The organism is Streptomyces odontotermitis (assembly GCF_050510915.1).
Classification (GTDB): Bacteria; Actinomycetota; Actinomycetes; order Streptomycetales; family Streptomycetaceae; genus Streptomyces.
In genome coordinates this window covers 61,785-83,180 of the sequence record NZ_JBNJLS010000009.1, presented here as the reverse complement: position 1 = coordinate 83,180, position 21,396 = coordinate 61,785, and the positions used below count along the sequence as shown (strand labels likewise).

Sequence of the window (21,396 nt, the reverse complement as noted above, 5' to 3'; positions counted from 1 at the left end):
CCCGCATAAGCGTGCGTCTACGCTGCACCCATGGACGCACTCGCGGGGTTGCTGGAGGGGCCGCGGGCCCGGGGGGCCTTCATGATCCGGGCGCTGTTCGACCCGCCCTGGGCCGTGCGCATCGCCGACAGCGCGCCCCTCTCCGTGATGGTCATGGTGCGCGGTGAGGCATGGCTGATACCGGAGGGCCCCGGGGGCGGCGGCGACCCGGGCGGGAAGCCGCAGCTCCTGCGCGCCGGAGACCTCGCCATCGCCCGCGGGCCCGACCCCTACATCTGCGCCGACGACCGGGCGACCGCGCCCCGCTCCGAGATCCTGGAGGGGCAGCGCTGCGCACCCCTCGGCGGGTTCCCCGACGGGCACTACGGGGACCTCGGGATGCGGTCGTGGGGGGAGTCACTCGACGCCTCCGTGGAGATGCTGATCGGCACGTACCCGATGCGCGGCGAGATCAGCGCCCGCCTCCTGGACGCGCTGCCGCCGCTGCTCGTGCTCTCCACCGACGTGTGGGACTGCCCGGTGACGCCGCTGCTCGCGGAGGAGATCACCCGCGACGAACCGGGGCAGGACGTCGTCCTGGACCGGCTCCTGGACCTGCTGCTCATCGCCGCCCTGCGCGCCTGGTTCTCCCGGCCCGAGGCGGCCGCCCCCGCCTGGTACCGGGCGCTCGGCGACCCCGTCGTGGGCCCGGTCCTGCGGCTGCTCCAGGACGATCCCGCGCACCCGTGGACCATCGCCGACCTCGCCGCGAAGGCCGGGGTCTCGCGTGCCTCGCTCGCCCGGCGGTTCACCGAGCTCGTGGGGGAGCCCCCGATGACGTATCTGACCGGCTGGCGGCTCGCGCTCGCCGCCGACATGCTGCGCGACACGGAGCTGACGATCGGCTCCATCGCGCGCCGCGTCGGGTACGGCAGCGCGTTCGCGCTGTCCAGCGCCTTCAAGCGGGTGTACGGGGTCAGCCCGCAGGACCACCGGACGCGCCCGGCGTAGCGTGGAGCAGGTGGAGACCGTGGAGTACGCCGAGCGGGCCTCCCGGCTGTCCGGTGCCGTCGTGTGGACCCGCACCCCGGGCGCGGCCGGGGACGGGGCCGGCGAGGCGCCCGTCCTGCCCGACGGATGCATGGACCTGCTCTGGACCGAGGGCCGCCTCTTCGTCGCGGGCCCCGACACGCACGCCTACCTCTCGGGTGCGCAGACGGAGAGCGGGGAGCGGCCGCGGCGCTATGTGGGGGTGCGCTTCTACCCCGGGACCGCCCCCGCCCTCCTCGGCGCCCCCGCCCACGAACTGCGGGACCAGCGCGTCGAGTTGGCCGACCTCTGGCCCGCCGCCGAGGTGCGCCGCCTGACCGGGACGGTGGACGCGGCCGCCGACCCGATGGCCGCCCTGGAGGAGATCGCCCTGCGCCGGGCGGCCGACGCGGCCGCCCCCGACCCCGTGCTCCGCCGTGTCGTGGCGTCCCTCCGGGCGGGCCGCGGCGTCGCCGCGACCGCCGACGAAGTCGGCCTGGGGGCACGGCAGTTGCGCCGCAAGGCGCTGCCCGCGTTCGGCTACGGGCCCAAGACCCTCGCCCGCGTCCTGCGCCTCCAGCGCGCCCTCGCCCTGGCCCGCGACGGCGTGCCGTACGCGTCGACGGCAGCCCTCGCGGGCTATGCGGACCAGGCTCATCTGGCCCGGGACGTACGGGAGTTGGCGGGCCGGACGCTCGGGGAGCTACTGGGCGGCGGCGTCCGGTAGCGGCGCGAACAGGTCGACGCCGTTGCCGTCCGGGTCGTGCACGGTCGCGTACCGCTGGCCCCAGAAGGCGTCGAACGGCTTGAGCTCGCCGTGGTACCCGGCGGCCGTCAGCTCCGCGTAGCGGGCGTCGACCCCCGCGGGGGAGCCGCAGTGGAAGGCGAGCCCGATCCGCCCGGCGCTCGCCGGGGGCTGCCAGCCGGGGACGAAGGAGCGGACCGTCGCCTCCGTGTCGAAGGCGAAGCGCAGCCCGCCCGGCAGCGTGACCTCCACGTGCGGCTCCGACTCGGCGCCCGCCGGGAAGTCGAGTCCCAGGCGCCGGTAGAAGGCGAGCGAGGCGGCGAGGTCGGCGGCGACGATGCCGATCATGTCGAGGTGCGGGGTGGGGTGGGTGCCGGTGGCCGGTTCGTCGGTGCTGTTCGTGTTCATGCGACCCAACGTAGGCGGCGGTCCCGGCCCGGTCTTGAAGGAAACGGACACCCCGCACATGGCGCAAACGGACACCGCGCCTCTCCTTGCGGGGGCGCGCGGCCAGCCGTACACGGGAAGGGAGAGCGGGCCGACCCGCGCCCGCGGGGAGGCGATCGCCCATGTCGTCCACGCCGATGACGAAGGTTCCGGTGACCCACCCGATCAGCCCCGTCCGCCTGGAGGCGGACTACGAACCCGCCCTGTCCCGCTGGCTGTGGCTCGTCAAGTGGCTGCTCGCGATCCCGCACTACTTCCTGCTCGCCTTCCTGTGGATCGCGTACTTCCTGATCAGCGTCGTCGCGCTGTTCGCCATCCTCTTCACGGGGCGCTACCCGCTGCACCTCTTCGAGTTCAACGTCGGCGTGCTGCGCTGGACCTGGCGCGTGGAGTACTACTCGTACGGCACGCTCGGCACCGACCGCTATCCGCCGTTCTCGCTGGACGACGACCCTGGCTACCCGGCCCGCCTCGACGTCGTCTACCCGGAACGGCTCTCCCGCGGGCTCGTCCTCGTCAAGTGGTGGCTGCTCGTGCTGCCGCAGCTCCTCGTCGTGGCCTTCATCTCCGGCGGTTACGGCGGCAACATCGGCCTCGGGGGCCTGCTCACCTTCTACGCCGGGGTGTGCCTGCTCTTCCGCGGCTACTACCCGCGCGGCATGTTCGACCTCAACCTGGGCCTGCACCGCTGGGTCATGCGCGTCATCGCGTACGGGACGCTGCTCACGGACGTCTACCCGCCGTACCGGCTCGACCAGGGCGAACGCGAGCCGACTTCCTGACCCTCCGGTCGCTCAACAGATCGGCCAGCGTGCCCAGTTCCGCCAGATACTCCGCCGTGGCCAGCGGCCGCTTCGGCACCGTGCCGCCACCGCGCCGCACCCCGGACGCCGCGAACACGTCCGTGTACCGCCGCCGCACCGAACCGGTCTCCAGGAACAGCGTCACCGTCGGCCCCGCCGAGGCGCACCACGCGCGGTGCAGGGCGTACGGCGGCAGCGCGTACCCGCTGCCCGCCCCGTACCGCGCGACCTGCGTGAGCCGCAGGCGCGCGGGCCCCGCCGGTTCCAGCAGCCGGTCGCCCTCCTGCGCGGAGAGCGACTCGCGGTACCACGAGGCCGGGATGGAGCCCTCCGGCGCCGTCTCGTACAGCTCCATGCCGAGGGCGCCCCGCACCACGTGCGAGGCGAGCGGCGAGCGGTGGTTGTGGATGTCCTCGCGGCTCTCCGCGCGCACGCCCGGGTGCCAGACGTGCGCCCGCAGCATCCGGCACGGGCCGCCGTCGACGAGCAGCAGCTTGTCGAAGCCGAGGACATGGCGGTACGAGAGCCGGGCGCAGCCCGCCGGGTCACCGGCGCCGGCCGCGAGGTCCCGCAGCAGCGGCACGAGCCGCTCCCGGGCGCCGAGTTCGGCGACGGCCGAGCACGCGGCGCCCAGCAGGTGCTCCTCGGACAGCGCGGCCGCGTCGCTCAGGGACCCCTCGAGGAGCCGTCGGGCCCGCTGGACGTGCCGACCACCCATGCAGTGTGCCCCCTCGCTCGCGCGCCCGCGCAGCCTGGCGGGGGCCGGTCAGCCGCCCCGCTGCACCATCCATACGGCATGTGCCCGCGTGCCGGAAGGCGCTGACAGGTCATCCACGAGCCACAGGAGCGCTGAACGTGAAGGCGAACTCGGCGTGCCCGGCGCGCAGTTGATGCTGCGGCAGCACACCGGGCCCGCACGACCCCGACCCCATGCCGTGCTGCCCGTGGTCGAGGTGGACCCAGACCGCCGGGCCGGGCGAGAGGTCCGTGCGGTGCCGCGCGGCGTCGAGCTGCTCGGTCGTCCAGGGCCGCGCGGTGAACCAGAAGGGCGGCTCCCCCTCCACCCGCACCCCGCCCCCGGAGAACCGGGTCCGCAGCTCGGCCCACCGCACCCCGGGCCGCGCACCGTTCTCCTGCGGCCGCACGTACGGCGTCTGCATCCGCCCGACATCCATGCACCCACGCCCGATGTACGAGGCGGAGCCGGTGTCCGGATAGCCCTCCTCGACGGCGCCGAACCAGTGCGCGTACGTCAGGGAGGCGGGCAGCCCGAGCCGCACACCGAGCCGGGGCAGCGGCTCGGTCCACTCGCCTTCCGGTGCCACGGACACCGCGAGCCGCAGCCGCTCCCCGTCGGACGTCCACCGGTACACGGTCCGCAGGGCCAGGTCGCGGGCGGCCGGAGCGACGCGCGTGCGCACGAGAAGCGAGTCATCGGCCACCTCGACGGCGTCGACGCGATGATGCATCCGATGCAGCCCCAAGGCCCGCCACCGCACGGCGAGTTGAGGCTCCCGGAGCCAGGGCATTCCGTAGTCGTTGTCGGTGGGGGCACGCCACACGTCGAGCCGCGGACCCGCGGTCAGCCGCACCCCGTCCAGGGTCCTGAGTTCACCGGTGCGCGCGTCGAAGCGCCCCGGGCCGAGCCCGAGCAGCCCGTCGGGGTCACGCCGCGGCGCCCGCCCCAGGGCGGCACGGACCGGCGGCCGCGCCGACACGGCGAACTCGCCACGCGCCACCACATGGTCCACCGGCGCCCACGGCTTCCGCTCCTCGCCCACCATCGCGGTGAGGTGCAGCCAGGTCTCGGCGGAGCGGCTCAGCGCGGGCGGATCGGGCAGCTTCAGCTCGACGGAGGCACCAGGGGCAAGATCGGACGGCACCTCCAACTCCCCGCCCTGCGAACCCCTTTCCTCGCTGTCGAGGATGTAGGTCCACTCGAAGGAGAGGCCGGACAGGTCGGCGAAGTCGTGGAGGTTGGTGACGCGGACGGTGCCCGCGCCCGGGTCGTAGGCGAACCGTACGGGCTGGATGACGTGCTTGTACGCGCGGAGCCCCGGCGACGGCATCCGGTCCGGGAAGCACAGCCCGTCGCAGACGAAGTTCCCGTCGTGCAGCTCCTCCCCGAAGTCCCCGCCGTACGCGTAGCCGTACTCCGGGTGGCTCAGGCCGTGGTCGATCCACTCCCACACGAAGCCGCCCTGGCAGCGCTCGTACGTCTCGAAGAGCCGCTGGTACTCGTCGAGCCCGCCGGGTCCGTTGCCCATGGCGTGCGCGTACTCGCAGAGGATGAAGGGCAGTTGACGCCTCGCCTCGGGCCCCTCGTCCTCCTTCCGCCCGATGCGCTCGACCTCCGCGTGGTCGGCGTACATGCGGGAGTACATGTCGGTGTCCTCGCAGGACGGATCACCTTCGTAATGCAGGAGCCGGTCCCGGTCGCGGCCGCGGATCCACTGGGCCATGGCGGAGAGCCCGCGCCCCGTCCCGCACTCGTTGCCGAGCGACCAGATGACGACCGAGGGGTGGTTCTTGTCGCGCTCGACCATGCGGGCGGCCCGGTCGAGGAGGGCGGGCGTCCAGCGCTCGTCGTCGACGGGATTGCCGCGCCAGGCGTTCTGCGCCCCGAACCCGTGTGTCTCCAGGTCGCATTCGTCGATGACCCAGAGGCCCAGCTCGTCGCAGAGGTCGAGGAAGGCGGGGTGGGGCGGGTAGTGGCTGGTGCGCACGGCGTTGATGTTGTGCTGCTTCATGAGCAGGACGTCGCCGCGCATGGTGGCGAGATCGAGGGCGCGCCCGGTGTCGGGGTGGAACTCGTGCCGGTTGACGCCGCGGAAGAGGATCCGGCGCCCGTTGACCTTGATGACCCCGTCCTCGACGGCGACGGTGCGGAAGCCGATGCGCAGGGGGATCCGCTCGCCGGGGAGGGCTAGTTCACCGTCGTAGAGGCGGGGCGTCTCGGCGGTCCACGGCTTGACGGGCACGGTCACGGACTCTCCGGTGGCGACGTCCACGCCGAGTTCGGGGACGGTGACGCGGCCGTGCACGTCGGAGTCGAGGCGGAGGGTGCCGGTGCGGGCCCGATGGTCGTACGAGGCGTGGGTGAAGAAGTCGAGGGCGCAGCCTTCGGGGCGGTGCAGGAGGGTGACGTCGCGGAAGATGCCGGGCAGCCACCACTGGTCCTGGTCTTCCAGATAGGACCCGGACGACCACTGATGGACGCGGACGGCGAGGACGTTGCCCTCGGGGCGCAGGAGGTGCCCGACCGCGAACTCGTGGGGCAGCCGGGACCCCTTGAACTCGCCGAGCTCGGTGCCGTTGAGCCAGACGCGGGCGCAGGACTCGACGCCGTCGAAGCGCAGGACGGAACCGCCGGTGGCGGGCCACTGGGCGGGCAGGTCGAAGTGGCGGAGGTGGTCGCCGGTGGGGTTCTCGGTGGGGACGCGGGGCGGGTCCACGGGGAAGGGGTAGGGGGTGTTGGTGTAGAGGGGGGTGCCGTGGCCCTGGAGGGGCCAGTGGCCGGGGACTTGGAGGTCGTGCCAGGTGTGGGGGCCGGTGTCGGCGAGGAGTTGGGGCAGGTCGGGGAGGTCGGCTGTGGAGGAGAGGCGGAATCGCCAGAGGCCGTTGAGGGAGAGGGAGTCGGCGTCGGAGGAGGCGTACCAGGCGCGGGGCGGAAGACAGCCGGTGCCGGGCGACATGTCCTCGTGGTAGGGGAGCTCCATGGTCTCCATGAGACCGCGCGGGTTGTCCCTGCGGGGCCATTTCCCCAACCCCGCCCCTTCCCGATCCGGCGACTCCGTCGCCCCTGGGCGGGCCGTCCTGGGGCTTCGCCCCTAGACCCCCGATCGGCCTGAACGGCCTCGTCCTCAATCGCCGGACGGGCTAGAGATAGCCCGTCCGGCGATTGAGGACGAGCCGCGTCAGCGGCGATATGGGTGCCCCAGGGCCGACGGAGTCGGCGGATTCGGGAAGGGGCGGGATTGGGGAAAGAGTGCGGATTTCGTAGCACGACACCCCGCCCTCAGACCAAAACAGCACCCCCATGGCCAAGGCCCAGCGAAATCGGTACCTTCCCCAGATGTGACCACTGAACAGCCGGAACAGCCGGAACAGCTCTCGCCCCGTCTCCCCGAGACATCCCGCACCCGCCACCGCCGCCTGCGAGCCCAAGGCAGCCTCCACCGCCCCCACCTCGACGCCATTCTCGACGCCGGCTTCATCTGCCACCTCGGCGTCCTGATCGACGGCCACCCCGTGGTCATCCCCACGGTCTACGGCCGCGACGAGACGAACCTCTACCTCCACGGCTCCGTGGCGAGCCGCAGCCTCGCCGCGCACCCCGACGCCTCCGTCTGCGTCACCGTCACCCACGTCGACGGCCTCGTCCTCGCCCGCTCCGTCTTCGAGCACGGCGTGAACTACCGGAGCGCGATGATCCACGGAGTGCCCCGCAAGATCACCGACCCGGACGAGAAGCTCGAGGGCCTGCGCGTGCTCACCGAGCACGCGACACCGGGACAGTGGGACTACGCCCGCCGCCCCCACCGCAAGGAACTCGCCGCCACCACCCTCCTCGCCCTCTCCCTCGAAGAGGCGTCCGTGAAGACCAGCTCGGGCCCGCCCGAGGACGGCGAAGGACCCGACGCCGAACTCCCCGTATGGGCCGGAAACCTTCCGCTGGAGTGGAGTTGGGGCACCCCGGCGGCCGACCCGCAGCTCGCCCCCGGCATTCCGCTGCCCCCGCACATAGCGGGCTTCGACCGCCCGTACGCATGACGGGGACGCCCCGTAAAGTGCCCCGATGACCCAGCAGCCCAGCGACTCCACCTCACAGCCCGGCGACGCCACCGCGCAGCCGCAGCCGCAGCCGCAGCCGCGCCCCAGTGACTCCGCGCCACCGCAGCCCCACGACCCTCACGCCCCCCACACCCCCTGGGACCCCACCGCCCCAGGCATCCTCGCCCTCCCCTCCGGCCGCCTCGTCCGCGGCCGCGGCCTGCGCCACCCCCTGCCCGCGGGGCCCGTCCCCGAGTACGGCGTCTACCTCCTCGGCAGGCAACCGGCCGCCCAGCCCTGGGAGTTCCGCTGGCTGCGCTGGCCCGACTTCCGGCTGCCCGCCGACCGGCAGGAGGCCCGTGCCGTCCTGGTGGACGTGTGGGAGCGCGCGGCACACAGCAGGGTGGAGGTCGCCTGCGGGGGCGGCCGGGGGCGCACCGGCACCGCGCTCGCCTGCCTCGCCGTGCTCGACGGCGTTCCGGCGGCCCAAGCCGTGGAGTACGTGCGCCGCCACTACGACCGGCACGCGGTGGAGACTCCGTGGCAGCGCCGCTACGTACGCCGCTTCACGCGCTGAAAGCGCACCCACCCCACAGCCGGGGTGGCCCCTCAGTTGAGCCGCAGCTCCCCCGACAACACCCTCCGCGCGATCTCCTCCGAAGGCTTCCCCTCCGAGAACGCCCGCGCCTTGATCAGGTCGAGCGCGTCCGCGACCGTGCAGCCCACCCGCACGGACAGCACGCCCGCCGCCTGGTGGACGGAGGCGCGGTGGTCCGTGTTGCCGTACAGGTCCGGGTCGGCCTCCGGGCCGATGAGGACGGACTTCGCCAGGGCCTCGGCGACCTCCCGGAACGAGCCCGAGCCGCGCTCCGCGGCCCTCGAGGGCGGGTCGAAGAGGGTCAGCGCGCCGATGCACGACGAGGAGACCGTCAGCGGCAGCGCGATCACCGAGCCGATGCCGAGCTCGGAGAGGCCGCCCCCGTAGCTCGGCCAGCGCCGCTCGATGGCCGTGCCCGACGCGCTCACCCGCGTACCACTGCGCACGGCGTCGACCGACGGGCCCTCGCCGAGGACGTACTCCAGGTCCTGTGCCTCGCCCGAGCGGACGTCGGACGCGGCGACCGCGAGCTGGGTCAGGTCGGCACCGAGGAGCGTCAGGGCGGCGCTGCGGGTGCCGCAGGCGTCCGCGACGCCCGACATGAAAAGGGGGCGGCGGCCCTCGCGGTTGCTGAACCACCTCACCATGCCGTCGGCGTAGGCGTATTGGAGCCGGGACGCGGTGATGTGGCAGTGGGCGATGCTGCGATGCCGGTCAGCGAGCTTCGTGTGCCACTCGGTGTTGCGCTCGCTGCCCTCGGCGGCGAGGCGGTCGTGCCGCTCCGCGAGTGCGAGCTCACGGGCGGCACGTCCGGCAGCGAGGACTGCCCGGTAGAGGGCGGCGATCATCTGCCCGCCCTCGGCCACGGCGTCCGAACCGCCAGGTGTAGCCCTCATGTTGGACAGCGTACGGGCTCAGGGTTCACCCGGCACCCTGGGCGGTGAGGTCTTCCATGAGCAACACCACACCGCCGTTGTGCCCGTCGAACGGGGAGCAGATCACCGCGCACTGGATGGAGCGGCCGATGCGGTTCACGGACGGCACCTGGACCGGTCCGGACCGCTTGCCCGACCGGATGCAGGTGTCGATGACCTCGCGCAACGCGTGGGTGGGCAGCCCGAAGTCGAGCCCGAAGAACGACTCGTCGAGCACCTCCTCGGGCTGCAGCCCCCACAGGTCGACGGCGCCGCGGTTCCAGCTGCGCACCGTCATGTCCGCGGAGAGCACCACCACGCCCGCCGCGATGCTGCCGACGACGCCCTCCAGGAAGGCCCGGGTCTCGTCCAGGTCCGAGGTGCGCACGCGCAGCTCGTCGTTCATCGTCTCCAGTTCCTCGTTGCCCGACTGGAGTTCCTCGTTGGTGGTCTCCAGCTCCTCGTTCGTGGACTGGAGTTCCTCGTTCGTGGTCTCCAGTTCCTCGATGCTCGACTGGAGTTCCTCGTTGGTGGTCTCCAACTCCTCATTGGTGGACTGGAGTTCCTCGTAGGCCGTCTCCAGGTCTTCGCGGACCTTCTTCACCTCCTCCTTGAGGCGGGTCTGCATGGTGACGTCGGAGAAGGTGACGTTCGTCGCGACGGGCATGCCGGAGCTGGAGAGGACCGGCTGGATCACGATGTCGAGGTACTGCACGTCGTTGCTGAGCTGGCGCACCGCGCCGTTGATGCGCAGCGTCCGCCGCTCGTGGGTGGCCTGGTCGACCAGGGAGCGGAGCTCGGTGGGCCGGTAGGAGATCTCCAGGTCCTGGAAGGGGCGGCCCACGTCGTTGGGGTTGAGCCCGAACTGGGCCCGCGCCTCGTTGTTGACCATCACCACGACGCCCGCCGTGTCCAGGGCGATGCTCGCGCCCGGGGTCGTGTCCAGGATCAGGTCGCGCAGCTCGCGGGCGCGCGTGACGGCCTGCATCTCCCCGCCCACCCCGGCCCGGAACCGCGGCGGCGGGGTCTGCAGCGGCGAGGCACTGGCGCCGGGGCTGCGCTGGAAGACGCGCTGGCGCATGCTGATGGTCTCGAACCGCTCCCCGTCGTTCAGGAGCATTTCCGCCTTGCCGAGGAAGAGGAAGCCGCTCTCGCGCAGGGCGAAGTGGAAGCGGTCCAGGATCTGCTGCTGCGCCTCCACGTTGAAGTACATCAGCGTGTTCCGGCACACCAGCAGGTCGAGCCGGGAGATGGGGGCGTCCCGGGTGATGTCGTGGCGGCCGAAGATGACCCGGCGGCGCAGGTCCGTGCGGAAGGAGAACGAGGTGCCGTACTGCTCGAAGTACCGGTCGCGCAGCTCCGGCGAGAGCGCCTCCAGGCTCCGGCTCGGATACTGGGCCGCGCGGCCCTCGCGCAGCGCCTCCTCGTCGACGTCCGTCGCGTAGATCTTCACGCGCTTCAGGCACTCCTCGATGCCGAGCGCCTCCGCGAACATGATGGCCAGCGAGTACGCCTCCTCGCCGCTGGAGCAGCCCGCGCTCCACACCCGGATCTCGCTGTCGGCCTCCCCGGAGTCCACGATCCGCGGCACGATCTCGCGCTGCATCAGATCCCAGGCGTCCACGTCGCGGAAGAACGAGGTCACGTTGATGAGGATGGTGTTGAACAGCTCGTGGAACTCGTCCTGGTCGGTCTCCAGACGGTCCCGGTAGTCCGCGTACTCCTCCAGCTCCACGTGGGCCATCCGCTTGCGGATGCGGCGGGTCAGCGTGGACCGCTTGTAGCCGGTGAAGTCGAAGCCCCGAGCGTCACGGATGAACTCGAGCAGGTTCTCCAGGTCCTGAGCCGACTCGGTCGTCTCCGTCGGTTCGGGTGCTCCGGTCGGGTCGGGCGCCCCGGACTGATCGTTCATCACTGCCTCTTGGTCTCGACGAGCTCGCGGATGGCCGCGGCGATTTCCTCAAGAGGTAGCACGAAGTCGACGGCTCCGGTGTCCACCGCGGCCCCCGGCATTCCCGCGAACTGGGCCGTCCGCGGGTCCTCCACGATGACCGTGCCCCCGCGCGACTTCACGGCGTCCACCCCCATCGCCCCGTCCACACCCGTTCCGGTGAGCACGCAGGCGATGGCCCGCGAACCGTAGGCCCCGGCCACCGACTCGAAGAGAAGATCCGCCGAAGGCCGTACGAAGTGGACGAGTTCACTGTCCGAGAGGGAGATGTTCCCCTCCGGCCCGATCAGGAGGTGCCGGTTCGGCGGCGCCAGATAGACCGTGCCGCCCTCCACCTGCTCGCCGCTCTGCGCGAGCTTCACCAGGAGCGGGGTGCGCCGGGACAGGACGTCCGGGAGGAGCGTGCGGTGCCGTGGGTCGAGGTGCTGCACGATGAGCACGGGCAGCGGGAAGTCAGCGCTGAGGTCGCTGAGCAGCACGCTGAGCCCCTGGATCCCCCCGGCCGACGACGCCACGGCCACCACGGCGTACGGCTCCGTCTCGTACGGTTGGGAGGTCACCTTGTGAGCCTAGCGGAGCGCCCGGCTCAGGTGGCATCGGCGGCCTTGCGGCGTTCGTCCCCCAGGCGCGCGTAGTAGTCGATCAGCGCGGGGTCGTCGACGGCGCCGGGGTTGACCACCTGGGCGGGCGGGGCGCCCTGGAGGAGGCGTTTGACCGGGACTTCCAGCTTCTTGCCGGTGCGGGTGTGCGGGATGGCGGGGACCTGGCGGATCTCGTCGGGGACGTGGCGGGGTGAGACTCCGGTGCGGACGGCGCGGCGGATCGTGTCGCGCAGGGCGTCGTTCAGGACGGCGCCGTCGGCGAGGACCACGAACAGGGGCATCCAGTAGCCGCCGTCCGGTTCCTCCGCCCCGATGACGAGGGCTTCGGCGATCTCCGGCAGGCGCTCCACCACGTCGTGGATGTCGGCGCTGCCGAGGCGGACGCCGTTGCGGTTGAGGGTGGAGTCGGAGCGGCCGTGGACGATCACCGAACCGTGGGCGGTGCGGGTGATCCAGTCGCCGTGCCGCCAGACGCCGGGATACGTGGCGAAGTAGGCGTCGCGGTAGCGGGTGCCGTCCGGGTCGTTCCAGAAGTACAGCGGCATGGACGGCATGGGGCGGGTGACGACCAGTTCGCCGACCCGGCCGGTCACGGGATGCCCTTCGGTGTCGTACGCGGCCAGGGCCACGCCGAGGTGGGGGGCGGACAGCTCGCCCGCCCAGACCCGGGTGGTCGGCGCGCTGCCCGCGAAGCCGGAGACGACGTCGGTGCCGCCGCTGCCGGACACCAACTGGACGTGCTCACCGACGTGTTCGCGCACCCAGGGGTAGGCGGAGGCGGGCAGCGTGGAGCCGGTGCAGCCGATGGCGCGGATGCGGGACAGGTCGTGGACCGACGGCTCGATGCCGAACTTGGCCATGCCGAGCAGGTACTGGGGGCTGGTGCCGAAGACGGTGACGCGGTGCCGGGCGGCCAGCTCCCACAGCACGTCCGGCCGGGACTGCGGGGCGGGGCTGCCGTCGTAGGTGCAGGCGGTGGCGCCGGTGAGGAGGGCGGAGACCACGAGGTTCCACATCATCCAGTGGGTGGTGGTGTACCAGAGGAGGCGGTCGCCGGGGCCGAGGTCGCTGTGCAGGCCGAGCGTCTTGAGGTGTTCGAGCAGGACGCCGCCGTGGCCGTGGACGATTCCCTTGGGCAGGCCGGTGGTGCCGGAGGAGAAGACGACCCAGAGGGGGTGGTCGAACGGTACGGGGACGCAGTCGAGGGGGACGGTTCGGGCGGTCGCCTCCTGCCAGGTGACCGTCCGCCCGTCGGGGTCCGGCTGCCAGGGCAGGCCGACGTGGCTCACCAGGACCGTGGCGGTGACGGTGGGCAGGGACCGGCCCAGTTCGAGGGCGGCCTCGCGGCGGTCGTGGACGGTGCCGTTGAAGAGGTAGCCGTCGGCGGCGACCAGGACGGTGGGTTCGAGCTGGGCGAAGCGGTCGGCGGCCGCCCGGGGCGCGTAGTCCTGGCCGCAGACCGACCAGACGGCGCCGAGGGAGGCCGTGGCCAGAAAGGCGACGACGGCGTGCGGGGTGTGGGGCAGATAGCCGACGACCCGGTCGCCGCGGCCGACCCCGAGGTCCCGCAGCGTCGCGGCCACCGAGGCCACTTGAGCACGGAGTTCCGCCCCCGTCGTCTCGTGGCTCGCGCCGGTCTCGTCGAGCGCGACGACCGCGGGTGCGTCGGGGTCCAGGTCGCGCAGGGCGTGCCGGGTGTAGTTGAGGGTGGCGCCGGGGAACCAGCGGGCACCCGGCATCTTGTCCTCGGCCAGGACCTGCTCGTACGGGGTGTCCGAGTCGACGGCGAAGTGGTCCCAGACGGCGGCCCAGAAGCCTTCGAGGTCGGTGACGGACCAGTGGTGCAGGGCGGCGTAGTCGCCGGGCTCGATGCCGACGCGGCGGGCGAACTCCGCGATGCGGCTGGCCGCCGACGCGTCCGGGTCGGGGGTCCAGAAGGGCTCGGGCAGTTCGGCCGGTGAGGGTGTGGACATGACGTGCGCTCCTCGTCGGGACGGGTCATGAAGCTCAGGAAGTACGGAAGGTCAGGACGCGGTCGTGGGGTGCGGGGCCAGCAGCGGGGCCCAGGCTTCCGTGCCCGTGAAGTGCGCGGCGCCCGGTGCGAGAGTGTCGAGGACCACGCGGTCGGGGCGCAGCAGCACGGCGTCCGCCCGGCCCGCGCGCAGCCACGCGGCGAGGGCACCGTCGACGCGCAGGACGCGGGCGCCGAGAGCCTCGGCGGTGGCCCGTACGGACGGGGGCAGGGGAGCACCGGCCTCGGCGGCCGGGGCGCTCAGCAGGGCGAAGCCGTCGCCGAGGGCGTCGTCGAGCTGGACGCGGCGGCCGCCGACCGTGATCCAGGGCTGTGGGCAGAGCGTGCCCGCGAGGCCGCGTCCGGTCCGGGTGCGGCGCACGAGGGGGCCCGGGGACAGGGCCGGGCCGTGGTCGGCGGCGAGTCTCGCGGTGAGGCCGGGGACGCGGCAGGCGGCGGCGAGGGCCGTGCGGCGCAGGGTGGCGGCCCGGTCCTGGCCGCCGGTCATGGCCCAGCCGAGGGCGACCGCGAGGCGGATCATGTGCCGGGCATGGGGTGCGCGTTCCTGCTGATAGGTGTCCAACAGCCGCTCGTCGGCGCCCTGTTGCAGGACGAGGGCGAGCTTCCAGGCCGCGTTGTGGGCGTCGCGCAGGCCCGCGCACAGGCCCTGTCCGATGAAGGGCGGGGTCAGGTGGGCGGCGTCGCCGAGCAGGAGCACGCGGCCGCGCCGCCACCGGTCGGCGATGCGGGCACGGAAGGTGTACGCCGTCTGCCGGAGCACCTCGAAGTCCTGGGCGCCGGGCGGGACGTCCACCCACGGCGCCACCAGCTCACGCAACCGGGCGGGGTCCGGCTCCTCGCCGTCGCCCAGCCGGAACTCCCAGCGGTAGCGGTCCTCCCCGATGCGCATGAAGGTCGCGGGCCGCACCGGGTCGCAGACCTGATCCACGCCTTCCCAGGTGCGTACGGGGAGCCGGGTGCGCACGTCGAGGACCGTCCAGCGCTCCTCGAAGCGCAGGTCCTGCCAGCTCGCGCCGATCGCCTCGCGGGTGAGGCCGCCCGCGCCGTCGCAGCCGAGCACCGCGTCGGCCCACAACTCCTCCTCGCCGCCGTCACCGTGGAAGGTCACGCGGACGGGCCCGCGCCCGTCGCCGCCCCCGTCCCCGCCCTGCTCGATCCCGGTCACCTCGACTCCGCCGCGCAGTTCGCACGCGGGGTACGTGGCCAGCGCGTCGCGCAGCAGCCGTTCGAGTGCGGGCTGGTCGTAGAGGGTCGTCTGCGGGAAGCCGTGGTGTCCGTGCGGGGCGTCGCGCCGGAACTCGGCCATGACACGGTGCCGGGAGTCCAGCAGGCGCAGCCCGCCTGCCGGGCGGGCGATCGCGGCGAACTCCTCGTGCACGCCCACCGCTTGCAGGATCCGGCGGACCTCGTCGTCCATGGCCACGGCGCGCGGCAGCGGGTACACGTCCCGGTGGCGGTCCAGGACGACGGTGCGCACTCCGCGCCGGGCGAGCAGGAGGGCCGCCGTGACCCCGACGGGGCCCGCGCCGACGATCACCACGGGAACGCGGGACGCGCCGCTCACCGTGCGTCCGCGACCGTGGTGCGCTGCCTGCCGAGGTCGATCCGCCCGTCGGGGGTGGCGATGGCGGCGGTGACGACATCGCCGGAGCGCAGATAACGGGGGTTCCTCGCCTGGCTGTTGAAGAACGCCTTCCACTTCACCGCCGGCGGCAGCAGCGCACCGATCTTCTCGACGGCCTTGGGGGGCGCCTTCAGCGCCGTGCCTCCCGGGGTTCCGGTGAGCAGCAGGTCACCCGGGTCCAGGGTCTGGAAGCGGGCGAGCAGGGTCAGGGCCCGCGCAGGGCGGACGATCATGTCGGTGAGAGTGCGGTCCTGGCGGGGTTCGCCGTTGACGGACAGCGTGAGCCGCAGGTTGATCAGGTGGTCGAAGTCCTCGGGGTCGAGGAGCGTCAGATACGGCCCCGTGGGCGTGAAGGTGGGGTACGACTTGCTCTCGTAGAACTGCCCCTTGGTCAGCTGTACGTCACGGGCGCTGACGTCGTTCGTGACGACGAGCCCGGCGACGTACGAGGGCAGGTCCCCTTCGGCGACGGTGGTACCCACGGGCAGCGGCGCGCCCATGACGAGGCCGAGCTCCACCTCGTAGTCGAGGAAGCGGACGTGCGGGGGCCGCAGGATGGGGTCGCCGGGACCGCTGACCGAGCCCGACGCCTTGCGGAAGAACGTCGGCGGGACCTGGTCGGTGAAGCCCGAATCCCGGGCGTGGCTGCGGTAGTTGACCATCTGTGCCACCACCCGGCAGGGGGTGGTGACCGGGGACAGCGGCACGACGTCGCCGACGGGAACGCCGTCCCCGTCAGCCGCGTGCGCGGTGTTGCGCACGGCGTCGCAGTCGGCGAGCAGTTCCGCGGTGGTGACGGCCTTCGTGTCGATGCGGACGGCACGGTCGCCGTGGACCGCCCACCAGCCGTCGGCGCCGCGCAGGACGTTCGTACTCATGAGTTCATCGCTTTCATCAGGCCGAGCAGACGGGCGGGATCGAGTTCGTTGTCGCCGCGCAGGGCCGTCAGCACCTCGCGGAGCCGGGCGGGCGACGGGGCGGCGCCGAGGAAGTCACGGGTGACCGGCGGCCCCCACTGGGCCAGGCCGCTGCCGGACATGGCCGCCCAGCCCGGCTCGACGTCGCACGAGAAGAGGTCGCCGTCGGTGAAGTGCTCCAGCATGAGGCGGTCGGGATCGCGCCAGTAGTCGAAGAGCTGACTGCCCTGCACATGCCGCCCGATACCCCAACTCCGTTGATATCCGCGCTCGTTGAGGTACTCGCCGCCCGCGGCCAGGGCGTCGAGGTCGGTCACCTGGTAGGCGGAGTGGACATAGCCGGTGCCGGGGCCCAGGTGCAGGGCCAGGGTGTGGTGGTCGACGGCCCGGCCGCCCTGGTCGCAGCGGAGGAACGCCATCGTCGGGCCCCGGTCGCGCTGCCCGTCCAGGAACAGGAAGTCGCTGACGATCATGCCGAGCGTGTCCAGGTACCAGTCCAGGGCCTGGGCGAACACCCGTGACTCCAGGACGACATGGCCGAGGCGCTGGATGCGGGACGGCTCGCGGGGCGGGCGCTGCACGGCGTTCGTGCGCGGGTGCCGTGTGCCGAAGTTGAGGGTGAGCGGCCGCTGTTCGGGCAGCGCGGACAGCTCCTCGGCGCAGTGCACGACGCGCACGGTGCAGCCGGAGGGGTCGAGGAGGTCGACCGTCGCGCCGCCGCCGGGCAGGTGGTCCGCGTCCCTCAGGGGCCGCACGGTGCGGCCGGTGGCGCGGGCCAGGCGGGCCAGGTCGGAGCGTTCGGCGGCCCGGAAGGCGGGGCCGATGAAGCGGGAGGCGACGCCCTTGCGGATCACCATGCAGGGCGCGCCAGCCAGGGTGCCGCGCAGCCACAGCTCCCGCTCGGTGCGGGCGGCGACGGCGAACCCGAAGTCGCGGCCGAAGACCTCGGCCCGGTCCAGGTCGGGCTTCTCGAACTCCAGCCACGCCAGGTCGGCCACCTTCACCACGGGGTCGCGGCCCCGCCCCGGATGCTCGCCGCGCCGGGAGCCGTGCTCGCTGTGCAGGCCGTGGTGGGGGTCCTGGGCGGGGGTGGGGGAGGGGGTGCGGATGCCGGACGTCCTGGCTGTCATGGCTGTACTCCTCGGGCGGGCGAGCAGCTGTGCGGAGGGAGCGGCGTCGTAAGTTGATGAAAGCATCACTCTTGATGAAGACTCGTGTCAACACTTTCCAGGTCGTACGTCAGTCCTGATGTGATCGTCAGTTGTGTGGCGCGGCCCAGTACTCTGGCCCCCATGCCTGACACACCCACCAGCAACCGCTTCGAGCGCCGCCGGGCCCGGACGCGCGCGGCCCTGATCGGTGCGGCGCGCGCCCTGCTGGCGGAGGGGGCGGCCGCCGAGGCGAGCATCCAGTCGATCGCCGACCGCGCGGACATCGGATTCGGCTCGTTCTACAACCACTTCGAGAGCAAGACCGCCCTCTTCGACGCGGCGGTGACCGACGCGCTGGAGGAGTACGGGCAGCTCATCGACACCGTCGTCGAGGGCATCGAGGACCCGGCGGAGGTCTTCTCGGTCAGCGTGCGGATGACGGTCGGGATGGTCGAGACCCATCCGGAGCTGGCGCACGTGCTGCGGCGGCGCGGCATCGAGCAGCTGCACGCGGACACGGGCCTCGCCCCGCGGGCCCTGCGGGACATTGAGAAGGGGGTCGCCGGCGGCCGCTTCTCCGTGGAGGACCCCCGCATCGCCCTCTCCGCCGTCGGCGGCTCGCTCCTCGGACTGCTGCAACTGGAGTCCGTACGGCCCGACGTCTCGGGCCCCGAGGCGGCCGGGCAGCTGGCGGCGCTGATCCTGCGCATGCTCGGCCTGCCGCCCGACGAGGCCCGGGAAGTGGCCGGGCGCCCGCTGCCGCCGGTGCCGGGCGGACCGGTGCCGAGCGGCTGAGCCGCCCGTGAGGACCGGTGCCGGAAAAAGAGCTGGCGTGCCGCCGGGATCTCCGTCTAAGGTTCCCGTTGTTCGGACGGCGGCCCGGTGCCGCTGTTGTCGGCTGAGTGTGATCCAGGAGGTGTGACCGATGGCTGTTGCCGCGATGGGCGTTGCCCGCGACCAGAAGTCCTCTCACCTCTCCGTGATCCCCGGCTGACCTTCCTCTTCCTTCCGCGCGAGCTCGCGCGCGCCGGGGTCACCTTCTTGAAGGGTCACCCCTTGTCTTCATCGTCTTCCTCTTCTTCCGCTTCTCCTTTCTCGTCCTCGGCGTCGTCCTCGCCCTCGTCTTCGTCGAACTCCCTTGCCGCGTACGGCTGGGACGCCGACTGGGAGGCCGAGTTCGCCCCGTACGCGGCGCAGGGCCTGGTGCCCGGCCGGGTCGTGCGGGTCGACCGGGGACAGTGCGACGTGATCACGGCCGCCGGAACCGTCCGGGCGGACACCGAGTACGTCACGCCGCGCGACCCGCTGAAGGTCCTGTGCACCGGGGACTGGGCAGCCGTCGACCCCGACGGCGACCCCCGTTTCGTACGGGCCTACCTCACGCGCCGCACCTCCTTCGTCCGCTCCACCTCCTCGAAGCGGTCCGAGGGCCAGATCCTCGCGGCCAACGTGGACCACGCGATCATCGCGGTCTCGCTCGCCGCCGAGCTCGATCTCGGCCGGGTCGAGCGGTTCCTGGCGCTCGGCTGGGAGTCGGGTGCCCAGCCCGTCGTCGTGCTCACCAAGTCCGACCTGGTGCCGGACCCCGTGACGCTCGCGCACCTCGTCCAGGACGTGGAGACCACCGCGCCGGGCGTGCCGGTCCTGGCGCTGAGCGCCGAGGCCGGGGACGGCGTGGAGGTCCTCGCGGCGGTCGTGGGCGGCGGCACCTCGGTCCTGCTCGGCCAGTCCGGCGCGGGCAAGTCGACGCTCGCGAACGCGCTGATCGGCGAGGCCGTGATGGGCGTCCAGGCGGTCCGCGACATCGACGGCAAGGGCCGGCACACGACGACGACCCGCAACCTCCTCGTCCTGCCGGGCGGCGGCGTGCTCATCGACACACCGGGGCTGCGCGGGGTCGGCCTGTGGGACGCGGAGACGGGCGTGGGCCAGGTCTTCGCAGAGATCGAGGAACTCGCGGCGGACTGCCGCTTCCACGACTGCGCCCACGAGTCCGAGCCCGGCTGCGCCGTCCGGGCCGCCCTGGAGGACGGCACCCTGCCCGAGCGCCGCCTGGAGAGCTACCGGAAGCTGCTCCGCGAGAACCAGCGCATCGTCGCGAAGACGGATGCCCGGCTGCGTGCGGAGATCCGCCGGGAGTGGCGGCTGAAGGGGGCGGAGGGGAAGGCGGCGATGGAGGCGAAGCGGGGGCGCTGGCGCTAGCGAACGGGATCGTGGGGCGCCCTTGAGGCCGAGGGCGCCCCACGGCCGGCGCGGAGCGCCGTGGTTACGGGGCGCGGAGCGCCCAAGCACCCGGCGCGGAGCGCCGGAGAAAGACCCGCCGCCCACCCAGAACGTCGCGTCCGAAATCCGCCAGCCCACGCGGCAGCGCCCCCGCACAATGGACTACGTGAACACAGTCGCCGCACAAGAAGACACCCGCTACGAAGCCGTCCGCAGCCGGGACGCCCGCTTCGACGGCGAGTTCTTCTTCGCCGTCGAGACGACCGGCATCTACTGCCGCCCCAGCTGCCCGGCCGTCACCCCGAAGCGGCAGAACGTCCGCTTCTACACGACCGCGGCCGCCGCCCAGAGCTCCGGCTTCCGGGCCTGCCGCCGCTGCCGCCCGGACGCCGTCCCCGGCTCCGCGGAGTGGAACGTGCGGGCCGACGTCGTGGGCCGCGCCATGCGCATGATCGGCGACGGGGTCGTGGACCGCGAGGGCGTGTCCGGGCTCGCCGTGCGCCTCGGGTACAGCGCCCGGCAGGTCCAGCGCCAGCTCACCGCCGAGCTCGGCGCGGGCCCGGTCGCGCTCGCCCGCGCCCAACGCGCCCACACCGCACGGGTGTTGCTGCAGACCACCGATCTGCCGATCACGGAGATCGCCTTCGCCGCGGGCTTCGCGAGCGTCCGCCAGTTCAACGACACCATCCGCGCCGTGTACGCGCTCACGCCCACCGCCCTGCGCGCCGCCGCCCCCAAGAGCGGTGCCGCGCGGGCCACACCCGCCGCGGGCATCCCCCTGCGCCTCGCCTACCGCGGCCCCTACCAGGCGGGCGTCGTCTTCGACCTCCTGGCCCGCGAGGCGGTGGCGGGCATCGAGCAGATCACGGGCGAGCGGGGCGAGCAGGGCGAGCGGGGCGAGCAGGCCGGGAGAGGCGAGCAGGCCGGGAGAGGTGAGCCGGGCGGACGCACGTACCGCCGTACGCTCCGCCTCCCGCACAGCACCGGCATCGTCGCCGTCGAGGAGCGCGCCCGCTCCGGCTGGCTCGACGCCCGGCTGCACCTCGCCGACCTGCGTGACCTCACCACCGCCGTGCAGCGCCTGCGTCAGCTCTTCGACCTGGACGCCGACCCGTACGCGGTGGACGAGCGCCTTGCCGCCGACCCCGGGCTCGCCCCGCTGGTCGCCGCCCGCCCCGGCCTGCGCTCGCCCGGCGCCGCGGACCCCGAGGAGCTGGCGATCCGGGCCCTGGTGGGCGCGGAAGCCGCCGCGGAGCTGACCCTGAGGTTCGGCAAGGCCCTCGACGCGCCCTGTGGCAGCCTCACCCACGTCTTCCCCGAGCCCGCGGCCCTCGCGGGCGAGCCGGGCCCGCTCGGCGCCCTCGCCACCGCCCTCGCCGACGGGACGCTGCGCCTGGACGCCGGGGCCGACCGGGACGACGCGGCGGCGGCCCTGCGCGCCCTGCCCGGCATGGACGCGCGGACCGCCGCCGTGATCCGCATGCGCGCCCTGGGCGACCCGGACGTCGCGGTGCCCGGCGACGGCGAACCGGACGCGGCGGGCTGGCGCCCCTGGCGCTCGTACGGACTGCGGCACATCTGGCTGGCCCGCGGCCACTGATCCGCGGT

General features: G+C 73.0%; 18 protein-coding genes. 8 read left to right on the top strand and 10 right to left on the bottom strand.

Annotated features, from left to right (window positions below; translation table 11 throughout):
- Window positions 1-30 precede the first annotated feature (30 nt).
- Both ACQB60_RS24865 and ACQB60_RS24860 read left to right on the top strand, forming a co-directional pair.
- Window positions 31-990, top strand: coding sequence for an AraC family transcriptional regulator (locus ACQB60_RS24865; protein WP_496928329.1), 960 nt, complete (start codon window positions 31-33; stop codon window positions 988-990).
- A 10-nt stretch (window positions 991-1,000) separates the two neighbouring features.
- Complete coding sequence (locus ACQB60_RS24860) at window positions 1,001-1,735, top strand: DUF6597 domain-containing transcriptional factor (protein ID WP_496928328.1); 735 nt, start codon at window positions 1,001-1,003, stop codon at window positions 1,733-1,735.
- Here ACQB60_RS24860 and ACQB60_RS24855 read toward each other — a convergent pair.
- Window positions 1,712-2,161: a VOC family protein gene (locus ACQB60_RS24855; protein ID WP_496928327.1), complete on the bottom strand. Its 450-nt coding sequence runs from the start codon at window positions 2,159-2,161 to the stop codon at window positions 1,712-1,714. The two genes, ACQB60_RS24860 and ACQB60_RS24855, sit on opposite strands and share 24 nt — an antisense overlap.
- A gap of 161 nt (window positions 2,162-2,322) precedes the next feature.
- On the opposite strand from ACQB60_RS24855, the gene ACQB60_RS24850 reads away from it, so the two are divergent.
- Complete coding sequence (locus tag ACQB60_RS24850) at window positions 2,323-2,982, top strand: DUF4389 domain-containing protein (RefSeq protein WP_496928326.1); 660 nt, start codon at window positions 2,323-2,325, stop codon at window positions 2,980-2,982.
- Here ACQB60_RS24850 and ACQB60_RS24845 read toward each other — a convergent pair.
- Both ACQB60_RS24845 and ACQB60_RS24840 read right to left on the bottom strand, forming a co-directional pair.
- On the bottom strand, window positions 2,924-3,721 hold the full coding sequence (locus ACQB60_RS24845; protein WP_496928325.1) for a hypothetical protein: 798 nt from the start codon (window positions 3,719-3,721) through the stop codon (window positions 2,924-2,926). The two genes, ACQB60_RS24850 and ACQB60_RS24845, sit on opposite strands and share 59 nt — an antisense overlap.
- A 109-nt stretch (window positions 3,722-3,830) precedes the next feature.
- Window positions 3,831-6,722, bottom strand: a complete 2,892-nt coding sequence (locus ACQB60_RS24840) for a glycoside hydrolase family 2 TIM barrel-domain containing protein (RefSeq protein WP_496928499.1) — start codon at window positions 6,720-6,722, stop codon at window positions 3,831-3,833.
- A gap of 358 nt (window positions 6,723-7,080) precedes the next feature.
- On the opposite strand from ACQB60_RS24840, the gene ACQB60_RS24835 reads away from it, so the two are divergent.
- Window positions 7,081-7,776 carry a pyridoxamine 5'-phosphate oxidase family protein gene (locus ACQB60_RS24835; protein WP_496928324.1) on the top strand — a complete coding sequence of 232 codons (696 nt, stop codon included), beginning with the start codon at window positions 7,081-7,083 and terminating at the stop codon, window positions 7,774-7,776.
- A gap of 178 nt (window positions 7,777-7,954) precedes the next feature.
- Window positions 7,955-8,353 carry a protein-tyrosine phosphatase family protein gene (locus ACQB60_RS24830; RefSeq protein WP_496928498.1) on the top strand — a complete coding sequence of 133 codons (399 nt, stop codon included), beginning with the start codon at window positions 7,955-7,957 and terminating at the stop codon, window positions 8,351-8,353.
- Window positions 8,354-8,385: 32 nt separating this feature from the next.
- Here the strand turns inward: ACQB60_RS24830 and ACQB60_RS24825 are convergent, their stop codons facing one another.
- Genes ACQB60_RS24825 through ACQB60_RS24795 form a run of 7 tightly spaced genes read right to left on the bottom strand, consistent with a single transcriptional unit; the run spans window position 8,386 to window position 17,544 of the window.
- The gene (locus ACQB60_RS24825) at window positions 8,386-9,270 is read right to left on the bottom strand and encodes a GAF and ANTAR domain-containing protein (protein WP_496928323.1); all 885 of its coding nucleotides are present in this window, start codon (window positions 9,268-9,270) and stop codon (window positions 8,386-8,388) included.
- A 25-nt stretch (window positions 9,271-9,295) separates the two neighbouring features.
- On the bottom strand, window positions 9,296-11,200 hold the full coding sequence (locus ACQB60_RS24820; protein WP_496928322.1) for a CheR family methyltransferase: 1,905 nt from the start codon (window positions 11,198-11,200) through the stop codon (window positions 9,296-9,298).
- Entirely contained in the window at window positions 11,200-11,799 is a 600-nt protein-coding gene (locus tag ACQB60_RS24815; protein WP_496928321.1) for a chemotaxis protein CheB, read from the bottom strand. The genes ACQB60_RS24820 and ACQB60_RS24815 overlap by 1 nt, the downstream gene beginning before the upstream one ends.
- Before the next feature lie 26 nt (window positions 11,800-11,825).
- Window positions 11,826-13,814, bottom strand: coding sequence for an acetoacetate--CoA ligase (locus ACQB60_RS24810; RefSeq protein WP_496928320.1), 1,989 nt, complete (start codon window positions 13,812-13,814; stop codon window positions 11,826-11,828).
- Between the two features lie 51 nt (window positions 13,815-13,865).
- The gene (gene mhpA / locus ACQB60_RS24805; RefSeq protein ID WP_496928319.1) at window positions 13,866-15,437 is read right to left on the bottom strand and encodes a bifunctional 3-(3-hydroxy-phenyl)propionate/3-hydroxycinnamic acid hydroxylase MhpA; all 1,572 of its coding nucleotides are present in this window, start codon (window positions 15,435-15,437) and stop codon (window positions 13,866-13,868) included.
- Window positions 15,434-16,375 carry a fumarylacetoacetate hydrolase family protein gene (locus ACQB60_RS24800; RefSeq protein WP_496928318.1) on the bottom strand — a complete coding sequence of 314 codons (942 nt, stop codon included), beginning with the start codon at window positions 16,373-16,375 and terminating at the stop codon, window positions 15,434-15,436. Before ACQB60_RS24800 ends, mhpA begins: the two co-directional genes overlap by 4 nt.
- Window positions 16,372-17,544: a VOC family protein gene (locus ACQB60_RS24795; RefSeq protein WP_496928317.1), complete on the bottom strand. Its 1,173-nt coding sequence runs from the start codon at window positions 17,542-17,544 to the stop codon at window positions 16,372-16,374. Before ACQB60_RS24795 ends, ACQB60_RS24800 begins: the two co-directional genes overlap by 4 nt.
- Window positions 17,545-17,706: 162 nt before the next feature.
- Between ACQB60_RS24795 and ACQB60_RS24790 the strand changes: the two genes are divergently transcribed.
- The 3 genes from ACQB60_RS24790 to ACQB60_RS24780 all read left to right on the top strand — a co-directional run bounded on the left by ACQB60_RS24790 (window position 17,707) and on the right by ACQB60_RS24780 (window position 21,388).
- Window positions 17,707-18,360 (top strand): TetR/AcrR family transcriptional regulator, encoded by a 654-nt coding sequence (locus tag ACQB60_RS24790; RefSeq protein WP_496928316.1) that lies wholly within the window; start codon window positions 17,707-17,709, stop codon window positions 18,358-18,360.
- Window positions 18,361-18,621: 261 nt separating this feature from the next.
- Window positions 18,622-19,767 carry a ribosome small subunit-dependent GTPase A gene (gene rsgA / locus ACQB60_RS24785; RefSeq protein ID WP_496928315.1) on the top strand — a complete coding sequence of 382 codons (1,146 nt, stop codon included), beginning with the start codon at window positions 18,622-18,624 and terminating at the stop codon, window positions 19,765-19,767.
- Between the two features lie 178 nt (window positions 19,768-19,945).
- Entirely contained in the window at window positions 19,946-21,388 is a 1,443-nt protein-coding gene (locus tag ACQB60_RS24780) for a bifunctional transcriptional activator/DNA repair enzyme AdaA (RefSeq protein ID WP_496928314.1), read from the top strand.
- The last annotated feature ends 8 nt before the right edge of the window (window positions 21,389-21,396 follow it).

Excerpts from the sequence above, each read along its gene's own strand:
- ACQB60_RS24795 (WP_496928317.1), bottom strand. The coding sequence starts at position 17,544 with ATGACAGCCAGGACGTCCGGCATCCGCACCCCCTCCCCCACCCCCGCC.
- ACQB60_RS24840 (WP_496928499.1), bottom strand. The coding sequence starts at position 6,722 with ATGGAGCTCCCCTACCACGAGGACATGTCGCCCGGCACCGGCTGTCTT.
- ACQB60_RS24845 (WP_496928325.1), bottom strand. The coding sequence starts at position 3,721 with ATGGGTGGTCGGCACGTCCAGCGGGCCCGACGGCTCCTCGAGGGGTCC.
- ACQB60_RS24780 (WP_496928314.1), top strand. The coding sequence starts at position 19,946 with ATGGACTACGTGAACACAGTCGCCGCACAAGAAGACACCCGCTACGAA.
- ACQB60_RS24820 (WP_496928322.1), bottom strand. The coding sequence starts at position 11,200 with ATGAACGATCAGTCCGGGGCGCCCGACCCGACCGGAGCACCCGAACCG.
- ACQB60_RS24790 (WP_496928316.1), top strand. The coding sequence starts at position 17,707 with ATGCCTGACACACCCACCAGCAACCGCTTCGAGCGCCGCCGGGCCCGG.
- ACQB60_RS24865 (WP_496928329.1), top strand. The coding sequence starts at position 31 with ATGGACGCACTCGCGGGGTTGCTGGAGGGGCCGCGGGCCCGGGGGGCC.
- ACQB60_RS24800 (WP_496928318.1), bottom strand. The coding sequence starts at position 16,375 with ATGAGTACGAACGTCCTGCGCGGCGCCGACGGCTGGTGGGCGGTCCAC.
- ACQB60_RS24855 (WP_496928327.1), bottom strand. The coding sequence starts at position 2,161 with ATGAACACGAACAGCACCGACGAACCGGCCACCGGCACCCACCCCACC.
- ACQB60_RS24810 (WP_496928320.1), bottom strand. The coding sequence starts at position 13,814 with ATGTCCACACCCTCACCGGCCGAACTGCCCGAGCCCTTCTGGACCCCC.
- ACQB60_RS24825 (WP_496928323.1), bottom strand. The coding sequence starts at position 9,270 with ATGAGGGCTACACCTGGCGGTTCGGACGCCGTGGCCGAGGGCGGGCAG.
- ACQB60_RS24850 (WP_496928326.1), top strand. The coding sequence starts at position 2,323 with ATGTCGTCCACGCCGATGACGAAGGTTCCGGTGACCCACCCGATCAGC.